Origin of the sequence: Parapedomonas caeni, assembly GCF_041060555.1 — a bacterium.
Classification (GTDB): domain Bacteria; phylum Pseudomonadota; class Alphaproteobacteria; order Sphingomonadales; family Sphingomonadaceae; genus CAUJIW01.
This window is the reverse complement of record NZ_JBEUDS010000013.1, coordinates 1-21939: the sequence shown is the minus strand read 5'-3', so window position 1 is coordinate 21939 and position 21939 is coordinate 1. Positions and strand designations below refer to the sequence as shown.

Sequence of the window (21939 nt, the reverse complement as noted above, 5' to 3'; positions counted from 1 at the left end):
CTACTCCTCGTCGCTGGTCTGCAGCTCGACATTCAGGCCGAGCGACCGCATTTCCTTGACCAGCACGTTGAAGCTTTCGGGGATGCCGGCCTCGAAGGTATCGTCGCCCTTGACGATCGCTTCGTAGACCTTGGTGCGGCCGACCACGTCGTCGGACTTCACCGTCAGCATTTCCTGGAGCGTGTATGCCGCGCCATAGGCCTGCAGTGCCCAGACTTCCATTTCACCGAAGCGCTGACCGCCGAACTGCGCCTTGCCACCCAGCGGCTGCTGGGTCACCAGGCTGTACGGGCCGATCGAGCGGGCGTGGATCTTGTCGTCGACCAGGTGATGCAGCTTGAGCATGTACATGTAGCCCACGGTCACCTTGCGATCGAACGCCTCGCCGGTACGCCCGTCGTAGAGCGTGACCTGGCCGCTGGTGTCGTAGCCCGCCTTCGCCAGCATCGCGGAGACATCTGCCTCGCGCGCACCGTCGAACACCGGCGTCCCCATCGGCACGCCCGGTCGGAGATTCTCCGCCAGTTCGACGACTTCGTCGGCCGAACGGCTTTCGATCTCCTCGTGGTAGCGTTCGCCGTAGATGTCCTTCAACCGCTCGACGACAGCCTGGGGCGGTGGCGCCGCCACCGGATCGGGATTGGCGTCGCGCCACTGCTGGAGCGCCGCCTCGATCTGCTGACCAAGACCGCGCGCCGCCAGACCAAGGTGGGTTTCGAAGATCTGACCGACGTTCATGCGGCTGGGCACGCCCAGCGGGTTCAGCACCATGTCAACCGGGGTGCCGTCTTCGAGGAACGGCATGTCCTCGCTCGGCAGTACGCGGCTGATGATACCCTTGTTGCCGTGACGGCCGGCCATCTTGTCGCCCGGCTGCAGCTTACGCTTCACCGCGACGAACACCTTGACCATCTTCAGCACGCCCGGCGGCAGCTCGTCGCCGCGCTGAAGCTTCTCGACCTTCTCCTCGAAGCGCTTCTCCAGGCCCTTGCGGGATTCCTCCCACTGACCCTTGACCGCCTCGATATCAGCCTGACGGACATCATCGGAGACCGCGAACTTCCACCACTCGTGGCGTGGGGTTTCCGCCAGCACCGCGTCAGTGATCTCGCTGCCCTTCTTGAAACCCTTGGGGCCCGACGCAGCGACCTGGCCGACCAGCATGTCCTTCAGACGCGCGTAGGTCGAGCGGTCGAGAATCGCCCGTTCGTCCTCGCGGTCCTTGGTCAGGCGCTCGATCTCCTCGCGCTCGATGGCGAGCGCGCGCTCGTCCTTCTCGACGCCGTGGCGGTTGAACACCCGCACCTCGACGACGGTTCCGGAAACGCCCGGCGGCAGCCGCAGCGACGTGTCGCGCACATCCGACGCCTTCTCGCCGAAGATCGCCCGCAGCAGCTTCTCTTCCGGCGTCATCGGACTCTCGCCCTTCGGCGTGATCTTGCCGACCAGGATGTCGCCTGGATTCACTTCGGCGCCGATGTAGGTGATGCCCGCCTCGTCGAGGTTGCGCAGCGCCTCCTCGCCGACGTTGGGGATGTCGCGGGTGATGTCCTCCGGCCCGAGCTTGGTGTCGCGGGCCATCACCTCGAATTCCTCGATGTGGATCGAGGTGAAGATGTCTTCCTTGACGATCCGCTCCGAGATCAGGATCGAGTCCTCGAAGTTGTAGCCGTTCCACGGCATGAAGGCGACCAGCGCGTTGCGGCCCAGCGCCAGCTCGCCGAGCTGGGTCGACGGACCGTCGGCGATGATGTCACCCTTGGCCACCACGTCACCCACTTTCACCAGCGGCCGCTGGTTGATGCAGGTGTTCTGGTTGGAGCGCTGGAACTTCAGCAGATTGTAGATGTCGACGCCCGACTTGCCGGCCTCGACCTCCTGAGTCGCGCGCACGACGATGCGGGTGGCGTCGACCTGGTCGACGATGCCGGCGCGGCGGGCGGCGATGGCGGCGCCGGAGTCACGGGCGACCGTCGCTTCCATGCCGGTGCCGACGAACGGCGCTTCCGCGCGCACCAGCGGCACGGCCTGACGCTGCATGTTCGAGCCCATCAGCGCGCGGTTGGCGTCGTCATTCTCCAGGAACGGAATGAGCGAGGCCGCCACCGACACCAGCTGCTTCGGGCTGACGTCCATCAGCGTGATCTGCTCGCGCGGCGCCACGAGGAACTCGCCGGCCTCGCGGGCAGACACCAGCTCGTCGATCAGCCGCCCCTCGGCGTCGGTCGGCGAGTTGGCCTGGGCAATGGTATGCTTGGCCTCTTCCATCGCCGACAGATAGATCACCTCGTCGGTTACCTTGCAGTCGACGACACGGCGGTACGGCGTCTCGATGAAGCCGTACTTGTTGACGCGGCTGTAGGTCGCAAGGCTGTTGATCAGACCAATGTTCGGCCCTTCCGGCGTTTCGATCGGGCAGATACGTCCATAGTGGGTCGGGTGAACGTCGCGGACCTCGAAGCCCGCGCGCTCGCGGGTGAGGCCGCCCGGGCCCAGCGCCGAGACGCGACGCTTGTGGGTGACTTCCGACAGAGGGTTGGTCTGGTCCATGAACTGCGACAGCTGCGAGGAACCGAAGAACTCGCGCACCGCCGCCACCGCCGGCTTGGCGTTGATCAGGTCGTTGGGCATGACCGTGTCGATGTCGACCGAGGACATGCGTTCCTTCACCGCGCGCTCCATGCGCAGCAGGCCGACGCGGTACTGGTTTTCCAGCAGCTCGCCCACCGAACGCACGCGGCGGTTGCCGAGGTTGTCGATGTCGTCGATCTCGCCCTTGCCGTCCTTCAGGTCGACCAGCGTCTTGATGACGGTGAGGATGTCTTCCTTGCGCAGCACGACGATGTCGTCGGCGCAGTCGAGGTCCAGGCGCATGTTCATCTTGACGCGGCCGACGGCCGACAGATCGTAGCGCTCGGGGTCGAAGAACAGGCCGTGGAACAGGCCTTCGGCGGTCTCGCGGGTCGGCGGCTCGCCGGGGCGCATGACGCGATAGATCTCGGCCAGCGCGTGGTCGCGCTCCTCGACCTTGTCGGCCATCAGGGTGTTGCGGATCCACGGACCGATGTTGACGTGATCGATGTCGAGCACGTCGAGCTGGTCGAAGCCGACCTTGTCGAGCTTGGCGAGGTTGTCCTTGTTCACCTCGTCACCGGCCTCGATGTAGATCTCGCCGGTCTTCTCGTTGATCATGTCGAACGCGGCGTAGCGGCCGTAGATCTCCTCGGTGGGGATCAGCAGCTCCTTCAGGCCGTCGTTGGCGGCCTTGCGCGCCGCGCGCGGGGTGATCTTGCCCCCCGCCTTGAACACCACCTCGCCGGTGGCGGCGTCGAGCACGTCGTAGGCCGGCTTGATGCCGCGCCACTGGTCGGCGACGTAGGGGGTCTTCCAGCCATTCTGGTCGCGCACCCAGGTCACGCGGCCGTAGAAATGGTTGAGGATCTCTTCCGAGTGCAGGCCCAGCGCATAGAGCAGCGTCGTCACCGGCAGCTTGCGCTTGCGGTCGATGCGGACATTGACGATGTCCTTGGCGTCGAACTCGAAGTCCAGCCACGAACCGCGATACGGAATGACCCGCGCGGCGAACAGGTACTTGCCCGACGAGTGGGTCTTGCCCTTGTCGTGGTCGAAGAACACGCCCGGGCTGCGGTGCATCTGGGAGACGATGACGCGCTCGGTGCCGTTGATGATGAAGGTGCCGTTCTCGGTCATGAGCGGCATGTCGCCCATGTAGACGTCCTGCTCCTTGATATCGAGCACGGAGCGGGCACCAGTGTCCTGATCGACTTCAAACACGATCAGCCGCAGGGTGACGCGCATCGGCGCGGCGTAGGTCATGCCGCGCTGGCGGCACTCGTCGACGTCGTACTTCGGGTCTTCCAGCTCGTAGCGGACGAAGTCCAGCTCGGCGGTGCCGGCGAAATCACGGATCGGGAACACCGACCGCAGGGTCTTTTCCAGACCCGACACGTAGTCGGGGCGCGAACGCAGGAACTGCTCGTAGGATTCCCGCTGCACTTCAATGAGGTTGGGCATCTCCACGACCTCGCGGATATGTCCGAAGGTCTTGCGGATACGCTTGCGTCCGGTGAACGACGTCGCCTGGGTGGCCATGGGTGTGTTCGTCCTCGCTCGTCACTGTCTCAACAGGCGCGGACGCGGAAAAAAGCCGCAAGCCTCCCTAGCGGGAGGCCGCCGCTTTGCCGCGTCTTCGGTTCCGGGCCGATCCATGCGTTCAGCGCGCTGCGCAACGGCGCGCCATGTCCCGATCGACTCCGGGTGTGCGGGCGGTATAGGGGGCCGCATTCCGCATGTCAAACGCTCCGGCGCGATCAGCACCGGGCGCCAAAGAGAAAGGGCGGCCCCCGGAGGCGCCGCCCTTGCCCGTAACTTGCCGTGAAGGCGCAAGCTTACTTGAGTTCGACGGTCGCGCCGGCTTCCTCAAGCTGCTTCTTGATCTTCTCGGCCTCGTCCTTGCTGACGCCTTCCTTGATCGCCTTCGGCGCGCCCTCGACGAGGGCCTTCGCTTCGGTCAGACCGAGGTTGGTGATCGCGCGGACTTCCTTGATCACGTTGATCTTCTTGCCGTTGTCCGACACCAGAACGACGTCGAACTCGGTCTTCTCTTCAGCGGCCGGCGCAGCGGCGCCACCAGCGGCCGGCGCGGCAACCGCGACGGCAGCGGCGGCGGAAACGCCCCACTTCTCTTCGAGCATCTTCGCCAGTTCGGCGGCTTCCAGCACGGTCAGCGCCGACAGATCATCAACCAGTTTCGCAAGATCAGCCATTGTTCATCTCCAAATGGGCGCACAGCGGCGCCGCAAAAAGTTTTCTAAGGTTAAGCAGCTTTATCGCCATAGGCGGCGAACACGCGGGCGAGCTTCGCCGCCGGTTCGCTGACGACGCGGACGACCTTGGTCGCCGGCGCATTGATGAGGCCGAGCAGCTTGGCCCGGAGTTCATCGAGCGACGGCAGTTCGGCCAGCGCCTTCACGCCATTGACGTCGAGGACGGTCGCCCCCATCGCGCCACCAACGATTTCGAGCTTCTCGTTATCCTTGGCGAAAGCGACGATCACCTTGGCCGCGGCCACGGGATCCTTGGAGGTGCCGAGCGCGGTCGGACCGGTCAGCATGTCGCTGATACCGGTGTAGTCCGTGCCCTCAAGCGCCAGGCGAGCGAGCTTGTTCTTCGCCACTTTGAAGCTGGCGCCCGCTGCCCGCATCTTTCTCCGGAGATCGTTCACCTGGGAGACGGTCAGACCCTTGTTACGGGCGACCACCACCACCGACGTCTCGGAGAAGGTTGCGTTGAGCGAGGAGACCATCTCCTTTTTCTGGACTCTGTCCATGCTCTTCTCCTGTTTGGCTATCGGAAGACCCAACAGCCGGTTGAGCTGGAACCCGGAAATAATCTCCGAGCCCCGTTGCCCGTCCGTGGGGTCAGTCCCGACACCCGGTCGAAGAGCCGTATGGCCTTCTTGCGGTCGGCCCCGCATCGCACGCGCGGAGCCGTAAAGTCTCGTTTCCCCGTCTATGCAGGCTTGGCGTTTAAGCACTCCCGGGAAAGGCGTGCGCCTGCAGTCTCGGACGGATGGCCGGTGATCCTCTGGCGAGGCGGCACCGGCCGTCCTCCCGCCGCTCGCGCGGCGGGAATTCGGTTCATGTCAGCGTCAGATGGCGCCGCTGACGTTGGCGATATCCACCTTCACGCCCGGGCCCATGCTGGACGACAGGGCGATCTTCTCAAGATACTTACCCTTGGCGCCCGACGGCTTGGCCTTGATGATGGCATCGACGAAGGCATCGAAGTTCGCGCGCAGATCTTCCGCCGCGAAGCTCGCCTTGCCGAGGCGGGCGTGGATGATGCCCGCCTTCTCGACGCGGAACTCCACCTGACCGCCCTTGGCCGCCTTGACGGCGTCGGCGACGTTGGGAGTCACGGTGCCGAGCTTCGGGTTCGGCATCAGGCCCTTGGGGCCGAGGATCTTGGCGACGCGGCCCAGCAGCGCCATCATGTCCGGCGTGGCAATGCAGCGATCGAAGTTGATTTCACCCTTCGACACCGCGTCCACCAGCTCCTCCGCGCCGACGACATCGGCACCGGCGGCCTTGGCTTCATCCGCCTTGCCTTCCTTGGCGAACACGGCGACGCGAACGGTCTTGCCGGTGCCCTTGGGCAGGGTGGTGACGCCGCGGACCATCTGGTCGGCGTGACGCGGATCAACATTCAGGTTGATGGCGACCTCGATGGTCTCATCAAACTTGGCGACCGCGTTGGTCTTGACGATCGAGATCGCCTCGTCGATCGAGTAGAGCTTCTTCCGATCAACGGTCGGAACCAGCTTCTGCATGCGCTTGGTCAACTTGGCCATGGTTTAGCCCTCCACCACTTCGAGGCCCATGGACCGGGCGGAACCTTCAATCGAGCGCATGGCGGCCTCGATGTCGGTCGTGTTCAGATCCGGCATCTTGGTCTCGGCGATCTTGCGCACGTCCGATTTGGTCACCTTGCCGATGAAGCCACGGCCCGGCGTGGCCGTGCCCTTCTTCACGCTGGCAGCCTTGGACAGCAGATAGGTCGCCGGCGGCGTCTTCATCTCGAAGGAGAAGGAGCGGTCGGCATAGACGGTGATGACGACCGGAATCGGCATCCCCTTTTCCATGTCGCCGGTCTTGGCGTTGAACGCCTTGCAGAACTCCATGATGTTGACACCGCGCTGACCGAGCGCCGGACCGATCGGCGGGCTCGGATTGGCAGCGCCGGCGCCGACCTGGAGCTTGATATAGCCCGTAATCTTCTTGGCCATTGTTCCAACCTTCCATGCCCGCCGGCCCGCAAGGAGCCGATGGGCGTTGCACGCCGGCGAACCCCGCCGGCAGGTGCGGTTGCCGTGGTTCATAACGGCAGATGGCTCTGCCTCCCACGTTCGCCCGCCAGCCCAACCGCGCGGCTGGCGGGTAAGCTCTTACTTGACGCGCTCGACCTGCTCGAAGTCCAGTTCGACCGGGGTGGCGCGACCGAAGATCGACACCGACACCTTGACCCTGGCGCGATCGAAATCGATCTCTTCCACGAGGCCGTTGAACGACGCGAACGGACCGTCAAGCACCCGCACGGAATCGCCGATCTCGAACTCGGCCCGTGCCTTGGCCTTGGGCGCCGCCTCGGCGGTCTGCATGTGCAGGATGCGCGCGGCCTCGGCCTCGCTGATCGCCTGCGGCTTGCCCTTGGGCCCCAGGAAGCCGGTCACCTTGGGCGTGTTGCGCACCAGGTGATAGACGTCGTCGGTCATATCCATCTTGGCCAGCACGTAACCGGGGAAGGAGGTGCGGTCCGTCACCACCTTCTTGTTACGGCGCACCTCCGTCACCTTCTCGGTGGGCACCTCCACCTGCGGCACGAGTGCCGACAGGCCGAGCCGCTCGGCCTCGGCCCTGATCGCGTCACGCACCTTGTTCTCGAACCCGGAGTAGGCGTGAATGATGTACCAACGCGCTGTCATCTCGGTCCTTGAAAGTCCTGCTCTGGCTAGAACGCCACGGGATGCCCCGCGACACCTGACCGAATTAACCCAGATTAACCAACCACTTGACGATAGACGCGAGCACCCAGTCAACGCCCAGGAAAAACAGCGCCAGCACCGTGGTCAGGATGAACACCATGATGGTGGTCACCATGGTCTCCCGACGGGTCGGCCATGCAACCTTGCGCGTTTCCTGACGCACCTGGCGGACGAAATCGCCAGGGCTGACCTTCGGCCGTCCGGCCTCCGTCCCACTGCCACTCGCCATCGCGCCGTCACTCCGCATCAATCGCACCCGAATCACCCAAAGGACGATTCAGGCAAAACAAAACAGTCCAACAGCCACATCCTCACTTCGTGGCGTCAGACCGTCCCAACCGCACTCGCCCGCCGCGCCCGCGCCGCCAACCAATTGATTTCACAATCAGATTGGATGGCAGGAGTGGAGGGACTCGAACCCCCGGCCCTCGGTTTTGGAGACCGATGCTCTACCAGCTGAGCTACACTCCTCCGACCGCAGGCATATGCCTTCGGCGAGTCCGAAGGCGCGTCGTATAGAATTGCGCCCGCAGGAGAGCAAGCGAAAACCGTCGCGTGGCCGGGCGCGCGGCGGACACAGAACGTTCGCCTGTCGCTGTCACCGGCGGGCGCAATCCGGGTTGCCAGACGACCGGCGAAATTTTATTGCAGTGCAGCGCCACGCCGGCGCGGCGTCTCTTCGTCTCCCCCACCTGCAATTGATGGCTCTCACCATGCGTCTGCGGAAGTCCTACATCGGCCTGATCGTGCTCGCCGCCTTGTTCGGCCTGCTGGGACTCTACAATTACGTCATCCAGCCCATGCTGCTGGAAAAGTTCATCCGCGGCGCCGAACAGCCACCCGAGGTGATCAGCGCCGAGGCCGCGCGCACGGAACAGCGCATCGCGGCCATTACGGCAGTCGGCTCGGTGCAGGCGATCAACGGCGTCGACGTGGCGGCGGAAGTCGGTGGCGTGGTGCGCGAGATCGCTTTTGCCTCCGGCCAGGCCGTGGCCAAGGGCGCGGTCATCCTCCGCCTCGACACCACGTCGGAAGAAGCCGACATCCGGCTGTATCAGGCCACCCTGAAGAACGCCCAGCAGAATCTCGACCGCGCCGTCTCGCTGGTGGGCAAGGGCTTCGTTTCGCAGGCCAATGTCGACAATGCCATCGCCGCGCGCGATCAGGCGCAAGCACAGCTGCAGCGCGCCCGCGCCGACCTGCAGAAAAAGGTCATCCGCGCGCCGTTCGCCGGGCGGCTGGGCATCCGGCAGGTAGACCTCGGACAATATGTCAGCCCCGGCACCGCCATCGTCACCTTGCAGGCGGTGGACCCGATCTACGTGACCTTCTTCGTGCCCGAGCAGAAGCTGCGCGCGCTGCGCGGCGGCCAGAAGATCGAGGCGCGCACCGATGCCGCGCCCGGCCGGGTGTTCGGGGGCACGATCACCTCGATTGACGCCCGCATCGACGAGGCGACCCGCAACATCCGCGTTCAGGCGACTCTGCCCAACCCGGATGGCGCGCTGACGCCGGGCATGTTCGTCAATGTCGCCGCCATCGGGCAAAGCGTCGAGTCCGTGGTCACCGTGCCGGAAACCGCGATCAGCTACAGCCTCTACGGCGACTCCGTGTTCGTCCTGACCCCGCTGGCCAACCAGATGTCGGAGAAACCGGCCGGGCAGATCCATGCCGTGGAACGGCGCACCGTCACACCTGGTGAGGTCGAAGGCGGTCGCGTCGCCATCGTGTCCGGTCTGCGTGCCGGCGAGCTGGTGGCCACCGCCGGCCTGATCAAGTTGCGTGACGGCGGCAAGGCGGTGATCAGCAACCGGATACCGCTGACGCCAACCCCCGACAAACTGCCCAACTACTGACGCCCAGCCGGGCGCGGCTTCGCGCCCAAGCCCCCAGGAGAAGCCCGGTGACCTTCACCGACCTGTTCATTCGACGCCCGGTCCTGTCGATCGTCGTTAGCCTGCTGATCCTGCTCCTGGGCGCGCAAGCACTGAGCTCGCTGTCGATCCGCCAGTTCCCGTTCGTCGAGAACTCGCAGATCCGCATCCAGACCATTTACACGGGTGCCAGCCCCGAGGTGGTCAAGAGCTTCATCACCACCAAGATCCAGCAGGCCGTCGCCGGCACCGAGGGCGTGGACACCATCAGCTCGTCGTCCAGCCAGGGGTTCAGTGAAGTCACGCTCCAGTTGCGCCTTGGCGCCGATGCCGATCGCGCCGTGACCGACGCCATGTCCAAGGTCAACCAGGTGCGCAGCGAACTGCCGCGCGAGGCCTTCGATCCCACCGTGACCCGCGAGTCCAGCGAGGGCAACGGGATCATGTACATCGACTTCTCCAGCAAGGTGCTGAACCCCGCCCAGATCACCGACTATCTGACCCGGGTGGTGCAGCCGGCGCTGCAGACGGTCGATGGCGTCGCCAAGGCCAATATTCTCGGTGCCCAGACCTTCTCCATGCGTGTGTGGCTTAAGCCCGACCGCATGGCGGCGCTGGGCGTGACGGCGACCGACGTGCGTCAGGCGCTGGAGGCCAACAACTTCACCGCCGCGCCGGGCGAGATGAAGGGGCAGTACGTCAAGGCGACCATCGACGCCAAGACCGACCTCGCGAGTGTCGAGGAGTTCGCCCAACTGGTCGTGGCATCGCGCGATGGCGCGCTGGTGCGCCTGCGCGACGTCGCCGAACTGGACCTCGGGCCGGAGTCCAACGATTTCTCCGCGTTCGCCACCGGCGAGCGCGCGGTGTTCATCGAGATCCAGAACACGCCGTCCTCCAACGCGCTGTCGGTCATTCCCAAGGTACGGGAAGTCGTGGCGCAACTGAAGCAGCAGGCCCCCAAGGGCCTCAACATCGAGATCAACTACGACGCCACCGAGTATATCCGCAGCGCGATTCTTGAGGTGGTGAAGACCGTCGCCGAAGCGGCGCTGATCGTCATCGTCATCGTTTATCTGTTCCTTGGCAACGTGCGCTCGACGCTGATTCCGATCGTCACCATCCCGCTGTCGCTGATCGGCGTGCTGTTCCTGCTGCAAGTGCTCGGCTACTCCATCAACCTGCTGACATTGCTGGCGTTGGTGCTAGCCATTGGCCTCGTCGTCGACGACGCCATCGTCGTCGTCGAGAACATCTCCCGCCACATCGAGGAGGGGATGACGCCCTACAAGGCGGCCCTGCAGGGCGCCCGCGAGATCGCCCTGCCGGTGATCGGCATGACCGTCACGCTGGCCGCGGTCTATGCGCCAATCGGCTTCGTTTCCGGCCTGACCGGCATTCTGTTCCAGGAGTTCGCCTTCACGCTGGCGGCGGCGGTGATCATCTCCGGCATCGTCGCCCTGACACTGTCGCCGATGATGTGCGCCAGGATCCTGCGCCCCCACGCCGGCCAGGCGAGCCAGGGCAGTTTCGCCCGCTGGCTCGATGAACGCTTCGAGCGATTGCACGACGGCTATGCCCGCGTGCTGGAACAGGCGCTGCGCGCCCGCCGCACCCTGCTGGTGCTGGGCGCGGTGGTGCTGGGCGGATGCGTGATGTTCTACGACGCCACCCGCAAGGAACTGGCGCCCGACGAGGATCAGGGCTTCCTGTTCATGCTGTGGCGAGCACCGGAATCGGTGACGCTGGACTATCTCGACACCTATGCCGAGCAGTTTCATCCGATCTTCAAGACCTTCCCGGAATATCAGGCCACCTTCATGATCAATGGCGTAGGCGGCGCCCAGGGCTTCGGCGGCTTCCTGACCAAGCCCTGGGAAGAACGCGATCGCGGCCCCAAGGAGATTGTGCCCGAGCTTCAGGCGAAGCTGCGCGAGCTGCCCGGTGTCCAGGCATCGGTGTTCAACGTTCCGTCCCTGCCGACGCCGGGCGGTGGCGGCATGCCGGTACAGTTCGTCATCCAGACGCTGGAGAGTTACGACACGCTCTCCAAGGTGGTGGACCAGTTGCAGGCTGAAGCCGACAAGAGCGGGCTGTTCATCTTCTCCGACATCGACCTGCGCTTTGACAAGCCGCAGGTCGACATCCGCATTGACCGCGCCAAGGCCAACCAGCTCGGCGTCAGCATGGCCGACATCGGCAACACGCTGTCGACGCTGCTGGGCGGCAACTACGTCAATCTGTTCGACCTTGAGGGCCGCAGCTATCGTGTCATCCCGCAGGTGCCGCGCAGCTATCGCGTCAATGCCGAGCTGCTGGGCAGCTACTATGTGCGCGCGGCCAGCGGCGACCTGATCCCGCTGTCGACGTTCGTCACCGTCAGCCGTTCGATCCAGCCCAACGGCCTCAAGACCTTCCAGCAGCTCAATTCCGCCACCCTGTCGGGTGTCCCCTTCCCCGGCCGCACCCAGGGCGAGGTGCTGGAGTTCCTGGAAACCAAGGCCAAGACCATGCTGCCGGAGGGCTTCACCTACGACTATGCGGGCGAAAGCCGCCAGTTCAAGCAGGAGGGCGCGACGCTGGCCACAGCGTTCGTTTTCGCGCTCATCATCATCTTCCTGGTACTGGCAGCGCAGTATGAAAGCTTCCGGGACCCGATCATCGTGCTGGTTTCGGTACCGATGTCGGTGTGCGGCGCCCTGTTCGTGCTCAACATCGGCAGTATCTGGCCGACGCAGCCAAGCGGCTTCTCGATCAATATCTACACGCAGATCGGCCTGCTGACTCTGGCGGGCCTGATCTCCAAACACGGCATCCTGATGGTGTCCTTCGCCAACGAACTGCAAGCAACCCGCGGGCTGGAGAAGCGGGCCGCGATCGTCGAGGCGGCCGCCATCCGCCTGCGGCCGATCCTCATGACGACCGCCGCCATGGTGGCGGGCGTGATGCCACTGCTGCTGGCCGGCGGCGCCGGCGCGGTCAGCCGGTTTTCCATGGGCCTGGTCATTGCCAGCGGCATGACCATCGGCACCCTGTTCACCCTGTTTATCGTGCCGGTGGTATATTCCTATCTCGCCGCCGATCACCGGCCACGCACCGCGACCGTGGGTGCCGGCCGGCCGGCCGCCAACCCGGCGGAATAAAACCCAAGTCACGCACCGCCCCGACACTGCGACCGAACGTCGCAGTGTCGGGGTGGCTTGCCATCGCCGCGCGCCTCCACCACGAGCGGGAGGCGCGCAGCAGCGCGGCGTTGCGCGGCCCGATGCAACTAATCGATTTTACCGCTGTATATAGGCGTAAAAATCAATTTCTTTAACAAGCGTCAAGCCGCTAGAGAGACCCTGCGTTCAACCCAAGGCCAGGAGATAACGATGTCCTTGATCAATACCGAAATTAAGCCGTTCAAAGCGACCGCCTTCAAGGAAGGCAAGTTCCTCGACGTCACCGACGCCGACGTGAAGGGCAAGTGGTCGATCTTCTTCTTCTACCCGGCCGACTTCACCTTCGTCTGCCCGACCGAGCTGGAAGACCTCGCCGACAACTACGCCGAGTTCCAGAAGCTGGGCGTCGAGATCTACGGCGTGTCGACCGACACCCATTTCTGCCACAAGGCCTGGCACGACACCTCGCCGGCCATCGGCAAGATCAAGTACTTCATGCTCGGCGACCAGAACCACAACCTCTCGAACAACTTCGAGATCCTGCGCGCCGGCGTCGGCCTTGCCGACCGCGGCACCTTCGTGGTTGACCCCAACGGCGTGATCCAGATCGTCGAGATCACCCCGGAAGGCGTTGGCCGCAACGCCACCGAGCTGCTGCGCAAGGTGAAGGCCGCGCAGTACTGGGCGAGCCACCCGGGCGAAGTCTGCCCGGCCAAGTGGGAAGAAGGCGACAAGACCCTGGCGCCGTCGCTCGACCTGGTTGGCAAGATCTAAGCCTGACCATCAAGGGCATCCGCCGCCGGGCCTGGCCCCGGCGGCGGTCTCGCCCCCCGAAATTCTGTACCGATTGGAGCGTATCATGCTGGACGCTAGTCTGAAGGACCAACTGAAGGCCTATCTGGGCCATCTGCGGCAGCCCATCGAGCTGGTGGCCTCGCTCGACGACAGCGCCAAGTCCCAGGAGCTGTTCGGCCTGCTGGAGGATATCGCCGCCCAATCGGACAAGGTGTCCGTCGCCCGTCGCGACGACGACGCCCGCAAGCCCAGCTTCGCGATCAACCGCGTCGGCACCGACATCGGTGTCCGCTTCGCCGGCATTCCGCTGGGCCACGAATTCACCTCGCTGGTGCTCGCACTGCTGCATGTCGGCGGCCACCCGCCCAAGGTGGAGCCGGAAATCATCGAGCAGATCAAGGCGCTCGACGGCGACTATCTGTTCGAGACCTATTTCTCGCTGTCCTGCCAGAACTGCCCGGACGTGGTGCAGGCGCTCAACACCATGAGCAGCATCAACCCGCGTATCCGCCACGTCGCCATCGATGGCGCGCTGTTCCAGGCGGAGGTCGAGGCGCGCAAGGTGATGGCGGTGCCGACGGTGCTGCTGAACGGCGAGCCGTTCGCGCAGGGCCGCATGGGCATCGAGGAAATTCTCGCGAAAATCGACACCGGCGCGGTTGCGCGCGCCGCCGAGAAGATCAAGGCCAAGGAGGCCTTCGACGTACTGGTGGTCGGCGGTGGCCCGGCGGGCGCTGCCGCGGCGATCTATGCCGCGCGCAAGGGCATCCGCACCGGCGTGGCGGCCGAGCGCTTCGGCGGCCAGGTGCTCGACACCATGGCGATCGAGAACTTCATCTCGGTGCCGCACACCGAAGGGCCGAAGCTCGCCACGGCGCTGGAGACGCACGTCAAGGATTACGACGTCGACATCATGAACCTGCAGAAGGCCAGCGGGCTGGTGCCGGCCGGCGCCGACGGGCTGATCGAGGTCAAGCTGGAAAGCGGCGCCTCGCTGAAGACCAAGAGCGTCATCCTGGCCACTGGCGCGCGCTGGCGGCAGATGAACGTGCCGGGCGAGAACGAGTATCGCAACAAGGGCGTCGCCTACTGCCCGCATTGCGATGGCCCGCTGTTCAAGGGCAAGCGGGTGGCGGTGATCGGCGGCGGCAATTCCGGTGTCGAGGCGGCGATCGATCTTGCCGGCATCGTCGCCCACGTCACGCTGATCGAGTTCGACGCCCAGCTGCGCGCCGACGCAGTGCTGCAGCGCAAGCTGTTCAGCCTGCCCAACGTCACTGTCATCACCTCGGCGCTGACCACCGAGGTGCACGGCGACGGCAGCAAGGTGACCGGGCTGAGCTACAAGAACCGTACCGACGACAGCCTGCACCGGGTCGAGCTGGAAGGCATCTTCGTGCAGATCGGCCTGGTGCCCAACACCGAGTGGCTGAAAGGCACGCTGGCGCTGTCGCCGCGTGGCGAGATCGAGATCGACGCCAGGGGCCAGACCTCGCTGCCGGGCGTGTTCGCCGCCGGTGACGCGACGACCGTGCCCTACAAGCAGATCATCATCGCCATGGGCGAAGGCTCGAAGGCGGCGCTGTCGGCCTTCGATTACCTGATCCGCCTGGCGCCGGTGGAAGCCGCGGCGGCCTGACCCCCTCCTGCCGCCGCGATCGCAACGGCGTCGACGCAAGCCCGCGTCGGCGCCGTTGTCGTTTTGCGCGGCGGCGGCGTCACGGTGTGATGGCGATCTTCAACACGCCGTCGCGCTGATGGGCGAACAGGTCGTAGGCGACCTCGATGTCGTCGAGCTTGAAGCGATGCGTCACCAGCGGGCGGGTGTCGAGACGCTCGGCGGCGATCACCGCCATCAGACGGCGCATCCGCTCCTTGCCGCCAGGACACAGGGTGGTGACGATCTTGTTGTCGCCCAGCCCCGCCCGGAAGGCATCGAGCGGGATGGTCAGATCGCTGGAATAGACGCCCAGCGAGGACAGCGTGCCGCCGGGCCGCAACACCCGCAGCGCTGCCTCGAAGGTCGCCTGACGTCCCAACGCCTCGATGGCGACGTCGACACCGCGTCCGTCTGTCAGACGCATGATCTCGTCGACCACGTCGACACGACTGAAATCCACCGTCTCGTCGGCGCCCATCTGCCTGGCGATGGCCAGCCGGGCCGGTACGGCATCGACCACGATGATACGGGTGGCGCCCATCAGCCGGGCGCCGGCAGTGGCACAAAGACCGATCGGCCCCTGGGCGAAAACGGCCACGGTGTCGCCGATCTTCACCTGCCCGCTCTCGGCGCCGGAAAAGCCGGTGGACATGATGTCGGGGCACATCAGCACCTGCTCATCGCTCAGTGCGTCGGGAATCGGCGCCAGGTTGGTCATCGCGTCGGGCACCAGCAGATATTCCGCCTGTGCCCCGTCGATGGTGTTGCCGAAGCGCCAGCCGCCCAGGGCTTTGAAGCCGTGGCGGGTGCCCGCGCCGTCCTGCGAGTGACAGCCACACAGGCAGGCGGCACTGTGGCCGCTGGGAGTGATCGCGCCGGCGATCACCCGCTGACCTTCCTGATATCCGACCACGGCGGACCCCAGCTTCTCGATCACCCCCACCGGCTCATGGCCAATGGTCAACCCCCGGGCCACGGGATACTCGCCCTTGAGGATGTGCACGTCGGTACCGCAAATGGTGGTGGTGGTGATCCGAACCAGCGCGTCGAGCGGGCCGACATCGGGCACGGGCTTGTCATCGAGCACGATCCGGCCGGGTTCGGCAAAGATGGCGGCCTTCATCATGCGGGTCATGGGCAGCTCCTTCCTTGGCGTCAGCCGTCGCGTCCGCCCGGCGGGGCGGGCAGGCGCTCAGGGCCGGCGTTCATGAGGGCATCCTATCGCGGTCGCTCGCCGGACCGATTGCGCCACGTCAAGCAGCACACCACATTCTCCGCCACCCATGTCGTCGTCACGATCACGGTGGGCCAACGGGTCGGGCGCACAGGCAGGGGGGAAGGAAGCGGCTGGAGGTGATGGGAATCGTAAAGCGCCATGATAATAGCTAATTTCAGCCACTCCCCTCGCGCATCCTTTTGTACATACCCCCAAAGATACCCCCAAATGTTTCGAGTGACGGTAGACTGGGAGCTATGGGCAGCGCTGCCGCACCAACCCCACCTGTAGAGCGATCCGGGTTCGGCTGGCACGCTAGGTCGTTGGGTTGCTCTCCAAATGTCGGGAACAGCGGGAAAATGGGAACACAACCGGCAACGTATTGGTTTTATAAGTGAAACCGTGTTCCCGAGAATGAGGAAGGCTGTTCCCGGCCTAAACACTTGGGAACAGCCTTACACCCTCAACGCAGGTTTGGCGGCCAACACCCCTATGCAGGGGTAGCATTCAAAATCTTGTAGACCGCGCTGCGCGAACAGTTCAGGCGGCGGGCGATCTCTGTAGCGCCCAGCCCGCCAGCTTTCATGCTCTGAATTGCACCAACGTCCAGCGTTGCCGGCCGGCCATTGTAACGGCCTTCTGCCTTTGCCTTCTCAATACCGTCTTTCTGCCGTTCGCGAATGAAGCCCAGCTCCATTTCTGAAACCATGCCAAGGACGGTAAGCACGACCTTCCCCATAGGGCCATTGGTATCGATGGCGGGTTCGAGCACGCGCAAGGCGGCTCCGCGCTGCTCCAGTTCGTGCACCAGGTTGAGCACGTCCCGAGTAGAGCGTCCGAGGCGGTCGAGCTTGGCGACGACCAGAGTGTCGCCGGCTTGGATGAAGTCCATTACCGTTTCCAGCTCACTCCGACCTTCGCGGCTGCGACCGGAAACCTTCTCCATACGGATCACGCTGCAACCGGCCTCTTTCAGCTTCTCGACCTGAATGTCGGTCGACTGGCTCGCGGTCGACACACGGGCATATCCGATCATGCTCATTGAAGTGCATCCCTGTTCGCGGTGTGCACTAAGGTCTAAGACCCTCTCTCGCAAGTGTCAACTAAATTCCATTTTGACCCTAAGTGAACATCTTTGAGGATGTATGTGCACGTTCCCTATGGGTGCACCTTAGTGGACAGCGCCTCGAACAGATCGAATTGCGGCGGGCTATCCGGGACGGCCATCACCAGCCGTCCAGATCATCGGCGAAGGGATCTCCGCCGTAGTCGTAATCATCCGCACCCGGCGCGGCTGGACCATCCATTGGCCAGTCTACCGGCCCGGCTGGAGCGTCGGCAGGCGAAGGGACGGCTTTGGCCAGATCGCTTGCATCCCATTCCAGAATGGTATCCCGCACCGTGTATAAGCGCAGGCTTTGATTCCCGACACGTTGCTTGCGCTTGAGCCGGCCGCCGTCGCCGGGCACCAGAAACCCATGTTCTTGCAGCACCGTTGCCGCTTCCGCCGGAGCGAAACCGGCAAGGATTTCGTTCCAGCCGCTATCGTGGAACAGATAGCAGGACTTGCCCGGCTCAATGTCGTGCAGATAGCCCCACGTGGAAAGCGAGCGGGCTTCCCCCTCTCGATTGCTCGCCGCCCCGTTACTGTCGTCCGAATCGTCGCCATAGAACGATTGCCGCTTGGCCTTTGGCACACTGGCAAAGCGGGACTGCCCGGATTGTATGGCGTTGCGCACCCGCTCCAGAATCTGCCGATGCTCTCGCAGGCCAGCGCGTCCAAACCCTGCCGCCCAGGCATTGAAGCAAGCAAGCGCCGCCGTCTCTGCCTCCCCAGCTCGCCACGGCACAACGCCAAGCGCAATGGCCATCTCGCCAGCCGCCGCGACGGCAGCGAACCGCAAGGCACCGCGATGCACCTGCCCGCTATCCCCATCTTGCCTGGCCTTCCCCACGAACGCTTCGGCCAGCCGCTTGGCCTCACGCTCCCAATGGGCAGGATCAGCAACAAGGCCGCGCACGAAGGCAGGCCCAGCATAGCCATAATGGGCGGCGCAGGCCGCCTTGATCGCATCGGAAAAGGCGGCTGGACTGGCCATGTTGTGCAGCGCTTCCCATGCCCCGAAACCGGCCCCAGCGTCGGCCGGCAGATCGAGCAAGCGCAACTCTTGCCCGGCCATCGTCCGCTCGCCTCGCTTCGCGGTTCTCATGTGGTCGGCAAGGCCGATTTCCCCGGTGCTGCACACCATGACCCGCCATTCTGCCCGGCGGCGCAAGGCCCCGGTCTGTCCGGCCCGTGCCTTGCCTTGGCCGCTGGCGAGCGCGTAGGCGGCATTGCCCGCCTCTTGGGGATCAACAAGCGCCAGCTCGTCAAGGATCAGCAGCGTTTCGGTATGACCGTGAGCGACGCCCTCCAGGGCGTTGCCAGTTGCCCGCCAGCTCGACGCGAAGCCCAGCGCGCCGCCCCCGCCCCACACACTGCCAGCCGCCATGGCGAGCGACGTTTTGCCGGTGCTGGACGACCCGCGAAAGTGAAAGCCGCCGCCCTCCATATCGAGCCAGCGCATGATTGGTCCGACAAAGGCCAGAGATATGGCAAAGGTGAGCCGGCTGTTGCCCGGTGCGAGCGCCGCCAGGGCGCGCTTCCAGCCGTCCAGACTGCCCTTTTCCCGATAGTGCAGCGCAGACGCCGCCCCGTCGAAATGCACCGGCTCCGCGCCAGGCGGCGCTATCACTGCATGGGGCAGAACAAAGCGGCTGGTATCAACCCAACCGGTCCTTTCCGCCAAGGTGAGGCGAGCACTATGCGTCACCTCCCGAAGGAAGCGAATGAACCGATCTCTCTGGCCCGGCGCGGAGAGGATCAGCATTCCCGCTCCCGCAAGCTCGGCTCGCACCGCGCCCGCATCGGACGCCAGCGCCGCCCGCTTCACGGTCTTGCGCTTTTCCACCCCGTCGCGGTCCCGGAACCGAATCAACAGGCCCCAATCGCCACCATCGCCGTCTCGCGCCTCGCCCATGATATCGAATGGATCGGACAGCCGCACAGCCCGTGCGTCCGCGCCATCCTTGCCCGGCTCCAGCCAATAGAGGCCATCGTTATCGAGCGTATAGCCCGGCGGCATTTTCAGCCGCCCGGTGCTGGCGGCCTCCAGCGCCGCGCCGATCAACCCCAGCAGGTCCGATTGGGCGAAGCCCGGCGGGAACGGATCGGCACAATCCCATGCGGCTGGCAGCGAGGCGGGGAGCTGGACAATAGCCGCCCCCTCTGCGCTAGCCGCCAGCGCGGCCTTGCGGACGGCTTGCGCGGCCTCGCGCCCCGGCGTGTCGGCGTCGGGCAGGATGGCCACCCTGCGGCGCGCCAGCGCGGCCCAATCGGCTTTGCTGACTGACTTTGACCCGCCGGACCATGACGCCACCGCGAACCCCGGAAACAGACCTGTCGCCGCGTCCGCTGTCTTTTCGCCCTCCACGATCAGCACGGGCGCGGCTGGAGCCAAGGCCAGCCGGTCCAGCCCGTAGAGCGGGCGAGGGACCGGCGGCGCACCCCAGCGCCAGCCCAACCGGCCGCCTTCACGCCACAGCGTTTGCGGCAGGATTTCCTTGGACCCGTCCGGCTTGTCGAAACGGCAAACCCAGTGGATCGTCCTGCCCGCCGCATCGCGATAGGCCCAAGATGCAGAGGGCTTGCCATGGTGATTGTGCGAGGTCCGCGCGGCCGGCGCATCGGCGGGCACCGGGGACACCCAGTCGCCCTTGGGCTTGGGCGCGCCCGGGCGTTTCGTCTCTGGCACATCCCCGGCTGGCGAGTCGTCAGCTGCGGCAATGGACTTGGAGACGTTGGCAAAGGGATCATCCGGCCTGTCGTTCACGCCCATGGGGAAACCCCCATGGATTCCGCCAGCCGAATGGCGGCTTCGCGCTGGGGAAGGCCCGAAACGAAGGCGGCAAGGCTCACCAGATCGCCGCCGCCGTCGCCCGTGGCGAAGTCCGCCCATCGCCCGGTGGAGATATTGACCTTGAAGCTGCCCAGCCGCTTGTCAGGGCGGCGCGGGTTGCGGGCAACGTATTCGTGCCCCTCCAGCCGCCCTTCGGGCAGCAAGCCCCGCACGATCGCCGCAGCGAGGGCCAACGCCGAACGATTGACCCGCTCAAAGTCAATCCTGCCGGATCGCACGGCACCGCTATCGCCGTTCATCGGTCGCCCGCCAGCAGCTTGCGCAGGGCATCGGCGGGGATCAACGTCCGGCTGCCGATCTTGACGGCCTCCAGCCGCCCGGCGGCAATCAACTGATAGAGCCGCGTCCGCCCCAGCGACGTGGCGCGGCTGGCCTCTTTGATCGAATAGGCGAGAGGCGCGCCCGATAGTGTGTCGTTCATTTCATAGGCTCCCAGTTTTCACTGGGGGCCATTCATGTACATCCTGTTGTGTTGGGCGCTACAAGAGCGTGTGAACAATCCTAGGCGGCTGGGGGCATTCTTTCCTTCCGGCGCAGGGCAATCGCGTTTTGCAGCGTCTTGCGGGCATGTTGGCAGGGACCACCGCCAGCCGCCTCTAGCGCCAAATCATAGGCCAAAGCCCATTGGGCAGAGGGCCTGCCGTCAACCACAACCGGAACCCCGCTGTCCTCCAGAAAGTCGCCCAGCCACAGGGCCAGTCGTGTCTTGGGGGAAACTGTGCGGCCAGGGCTGGCGTTGTCGCCCAACTCGTCCAGCGCCGCTTCGGCATGGCCTATCAACTCGCCTGTGAGATCGAATGCGGCGCTGGCAAAGCCCGCCCCCTTCCCGGCCTCGTAGGCCACGACGCTAATTCGCCCAAGCGCCTCGCCTGAAACGCCCGCCATGGTCTCACGCAATGCTTGGGCGGCCTTGAGAACACGCGCAATGTCGGCGCGGACGGCTGCGGACGGTGGAGGGGTGCCCGCCGCAGGATCATCCCAAACAACCAGTGGCGCGCCGATTTGCGGCACGACTACGTGCGCCAGGCGATAATCGCAGATTGCTCTTTCCAGCCCATCGGGCGAGGCAGGCGCGCAGCCCCTGGCGAATGCCTGCCGGATCGCGGGCGATAACAGCTCTGGCGCGTCGTCACCGGCTTCCGCCTGTTCCTCTGCCGCCCGCTCCCGCAACGCCGCCGCGATGCCGCCCAAGAGCGAGCTGGCAGCATCAAGCGCGTCGGCCGACTGTGCTGCCGACAACTGGCCCGACATCCCTAGGCCGTATTCACCAAGCCCCTTGGCCAGCACACCGATTGCCAGCCGCACTGTCTCTGCCGGATCATCAGCATCCCAAGGCTTCCGCCCGACCTCCGTATCAGGCTGGGAATCGTCCGCCATTACCGCCGCTCCCCGGCTGGAGGGGGCAGGGGGTAGCCACACGCGCGCGGATTTTCCTGCATCGGGATCGGCCAATTCTGTTCCCATGTTCCCAGACCGGCCAGACGGCTTGGGAACAGGCTGGCGACCTCAGGACACAAGGCTTTCTGTCTGTTTGAGATAGCTTGTTCCCATGTTCCCATTGTTCCCCTGCAAAACATAGTGTTAGCGTCCGCGCTCGTGGTGTAATTTCCGGTGTAGGCGATGGTGTATTCCGGGGTGGGGCATGCCCCACCCCGGAATGCGGCGTCGCTGGTGGCCACCGGGTTCATCGTTATGGTGGAGTTTGCA

At 64.9% G+C, this 21939-nt stretch carries 17 protein-coding genes and 1 tRNA gene; 4 read left to right on the top strand and 14 right to left on the bottom strand.

The window, feature by feature from the left end; genetic code table 11:
• From rpoB to ABU113_RS10135, 8 genes are all read right to left on the bottom strand, one after another.
• Complete coding sequence (gene rpoB, locus ABU113_RS10170; RefSeq protein ID WP_454559403.1) at positions 1-4113, bottom strand: DNA-directed RNA polymerase subunit beta; 4113 nt, start codon at positions 4111-4113, stop codon at positions 1-3.
• Between the two features lie 296 nt (positions 4114-4409).
• Complete coding sequence (gene rplL / locus ABU113_RS10165) at positions 4410-4787, bottom strand: 50S ribosomal protein L7/L12 (protein WP_454559402.1); 378 nt, start codon at positions 4785-4787, stop codon at positions 4410-4412.
• Between the two features lie 50 nt (positions 4788-4837).
• Positions 4838-5350, bottom strand: coding sequence for a 50S ribosomal protein L10 (rplJ, locus tag ABU113_RS10160; RefSeq protein ID WP_454559401.1), 513 nt, complete (start codon positions 5348-5350; stop codon positions 4838-4840).
• 321 nt (positions 5351-5671) lie between these two features.
• Positions 5672-6373 carry a 50S ribosomal protein L1 gene (gene rplA, locus ABU113_RS10155; RefSeq protein WP_454559400.1) on the bottom strand — a complete coding sequence of 234 codons (702 nt, stop codon included), beginning with the start codon at positions 6371-6373 and terminating at the stop codon, positions 5672-5674.
• A 3-nt stretch (positions 6374-6376) separates the two neighbouring features.
• Positions 6377-6808 (bottom strand): 50S ribosomal protein L11, encoded by a 432-nt coding sequence (gene rplK, locus ABU113_RS10150; RefSeq protein ID WP_454559399.1) that lies wholly within the window; start codon positions 6806-6808, stop codon positions 6377-6379.
• 159 nt (positions 6809-6967) lie between these two features.
• The gene (gene nusG, locus ABU113_RS10145) at positions 6968-7504 is read right to left on the bottom strand and encodes a transcription termination/antitermination protein NusG (protein WP_454559398.1); all 537 of its coding nucleotides are present in this window, start codon (positions 7502-7504) and stop codon (positions 6968-6970) included.
• A 64-nt stretch (positions 7505-7568) separates the two neighbouring features.
• Positions 7569-7793, bottom strand: coding sequence for a preprotein translocase subunit SecE (gene secE / locus ABU113_RS10140; RefSeq protein ID WP_454559397.1), 225 nt, complete (start codon positions 7791-7793; stop codon positions 7569-7571).
• A gap of 166 nt (positions 7794-7959) precedes the next feature.
• Positions 7960-8035: transfer RNA gene (locus tag ABU113_RS10135), tRNA-Trp, on the bottom strand.
• A 242-nt stretch (positions 8036-8277) separates the two neighbouring features.
• Between ABU113_RS10135 and ABU113_RS10130 the strand changes: the two genes are divergently transcribed.
• The 4 genes from ABU113_RS10130 (at position 8278) to ahpF (ending at position 15036) form a co-directional block, all read left to right on the top strand.
• Positions 8278-9420: an efflux RND transporter periplasmic adaptor subunit gene (locus ABU113_RS10130; protein ID WP_454559396.1), complete on the top strand. Its 1143-nt coding sequence runs from the start codon at positions 8278-8280 to the stop codon at positions 9418-9420.
• A 47-nt stretch (positions 9421-9467) separates the two neighbouring features.
• On the top strand, positions 9468-12581 hold the full coding sequence (locus tag ABU113_RS10125; RefSeq protein WP_454559395.1) for an efflux RND transporter permease subunit: 3114 nt from the start codon (positions 9468-9470) through the stop codon (positions 12579-12581).
• 231 nt (positions 12582-12812) lie between these two features.
• Complete coding sequence (gene ahpC / locus ABU113_RS10120; RefSeq protein WP_454559394.1) at positions 12813-13376, top strand: alkyl hydroperoxide reductase subunit C; 564 nt, start codon at positions 12813-12815, stop codon at positions 13374-13376.
• Positions 13377-13461: 85 nt separating this feature from the next.
• Entirely contained in the window at positions 13462-15036 is a 1575-nt protein-coding gene (gene ahpF / locus ABU113_RS10115; RefSeq protein ID WP_454559393.1) for an alkyl hydroperoxide reductase subunit F, read from the top strand.
• Positions 15037-15115: 79 nt separating this feature from the next.
• On the opposite strand, the gene ABU113_RS10110 is transcribed toward ahpF, so the two are convergent.
• The 6 genes from ABU113_RS10110 to ABU113_RS10085 form a co-directional block, all read right to left on the bottom strand.
• Positions 15116-16192 carry an NAD(P)-dependent alcohol dehydrogenase gene (locus tag ABU113_RS10110; protein ID WP_454559392.1) on the bottom strand — a complete coding sequence of 359 codons (1077 nt, stop codon included), beginning with the start codon at positions 16190-16192 and terminating at the stop codon, positions 15116-15118.
• A 571-nt stretch (positions 16193-16763) separates the two neighbouring features.
• Complete coding sequence (locus ABU113_RS10105; protein ID WP_454559391.1) at positions 16764-17315, bottom strand: recombinase family protein; 552 nt, start codon at positions 17313-17315, stop codon at positions 16764-16766.
• Positions 17316-17499: 184 nt separating this feature from the next.
• The gene (locus ABU113_RS10100) at positions 17500-20151 is read right to left on the bottom strand and encodes a DUF927 domain-containing protein (protein WP_454559390.1); all 2652 of its coding nucleotides are present in this window, start codon (positions 20149-20151) and stop codon (positions 17500-17502) included.
• Entirely contained in the window at positions 20142-20471 is a 330-nt protein-coding gene (locus tag ABU113_RS10095; protein WP_454559389.1) for a hypothetical protein, read from the bottom strand. Before ABU113_RS10095 ends, ABU113_RS10100 begins: the two co-directional genes overlap by 10 nt.
• Entirely contained in the window at positions 20468-20653 is a 186-nt protein-coding gene (locus tag ABU113_RS10090) for a helix-turn-helix domain-containing protein (RefSeq protein WP_454559388.1), read from the bottom strand. The genes ABU113_RS10095 and ABU113_RS10090 overlap by 4 nt, the downstream gene beginning before the upstream one ends.
• Before the next feature lie 80 nt (positions 20654-20733).
• The gene (locus ABU113_RS10085) at positions 20734-21609 is read right to left on the bottom strand and encodes a hypothetical protein (RefSeq protein WP_454559387.1); all 876 of its coding nucleotides are present in this window, start codon (positions 21607-21609) and stop codon (positions 20734-20736) included.
• Positions 21610-21939 lie beyond the last annotated feature (330 nt).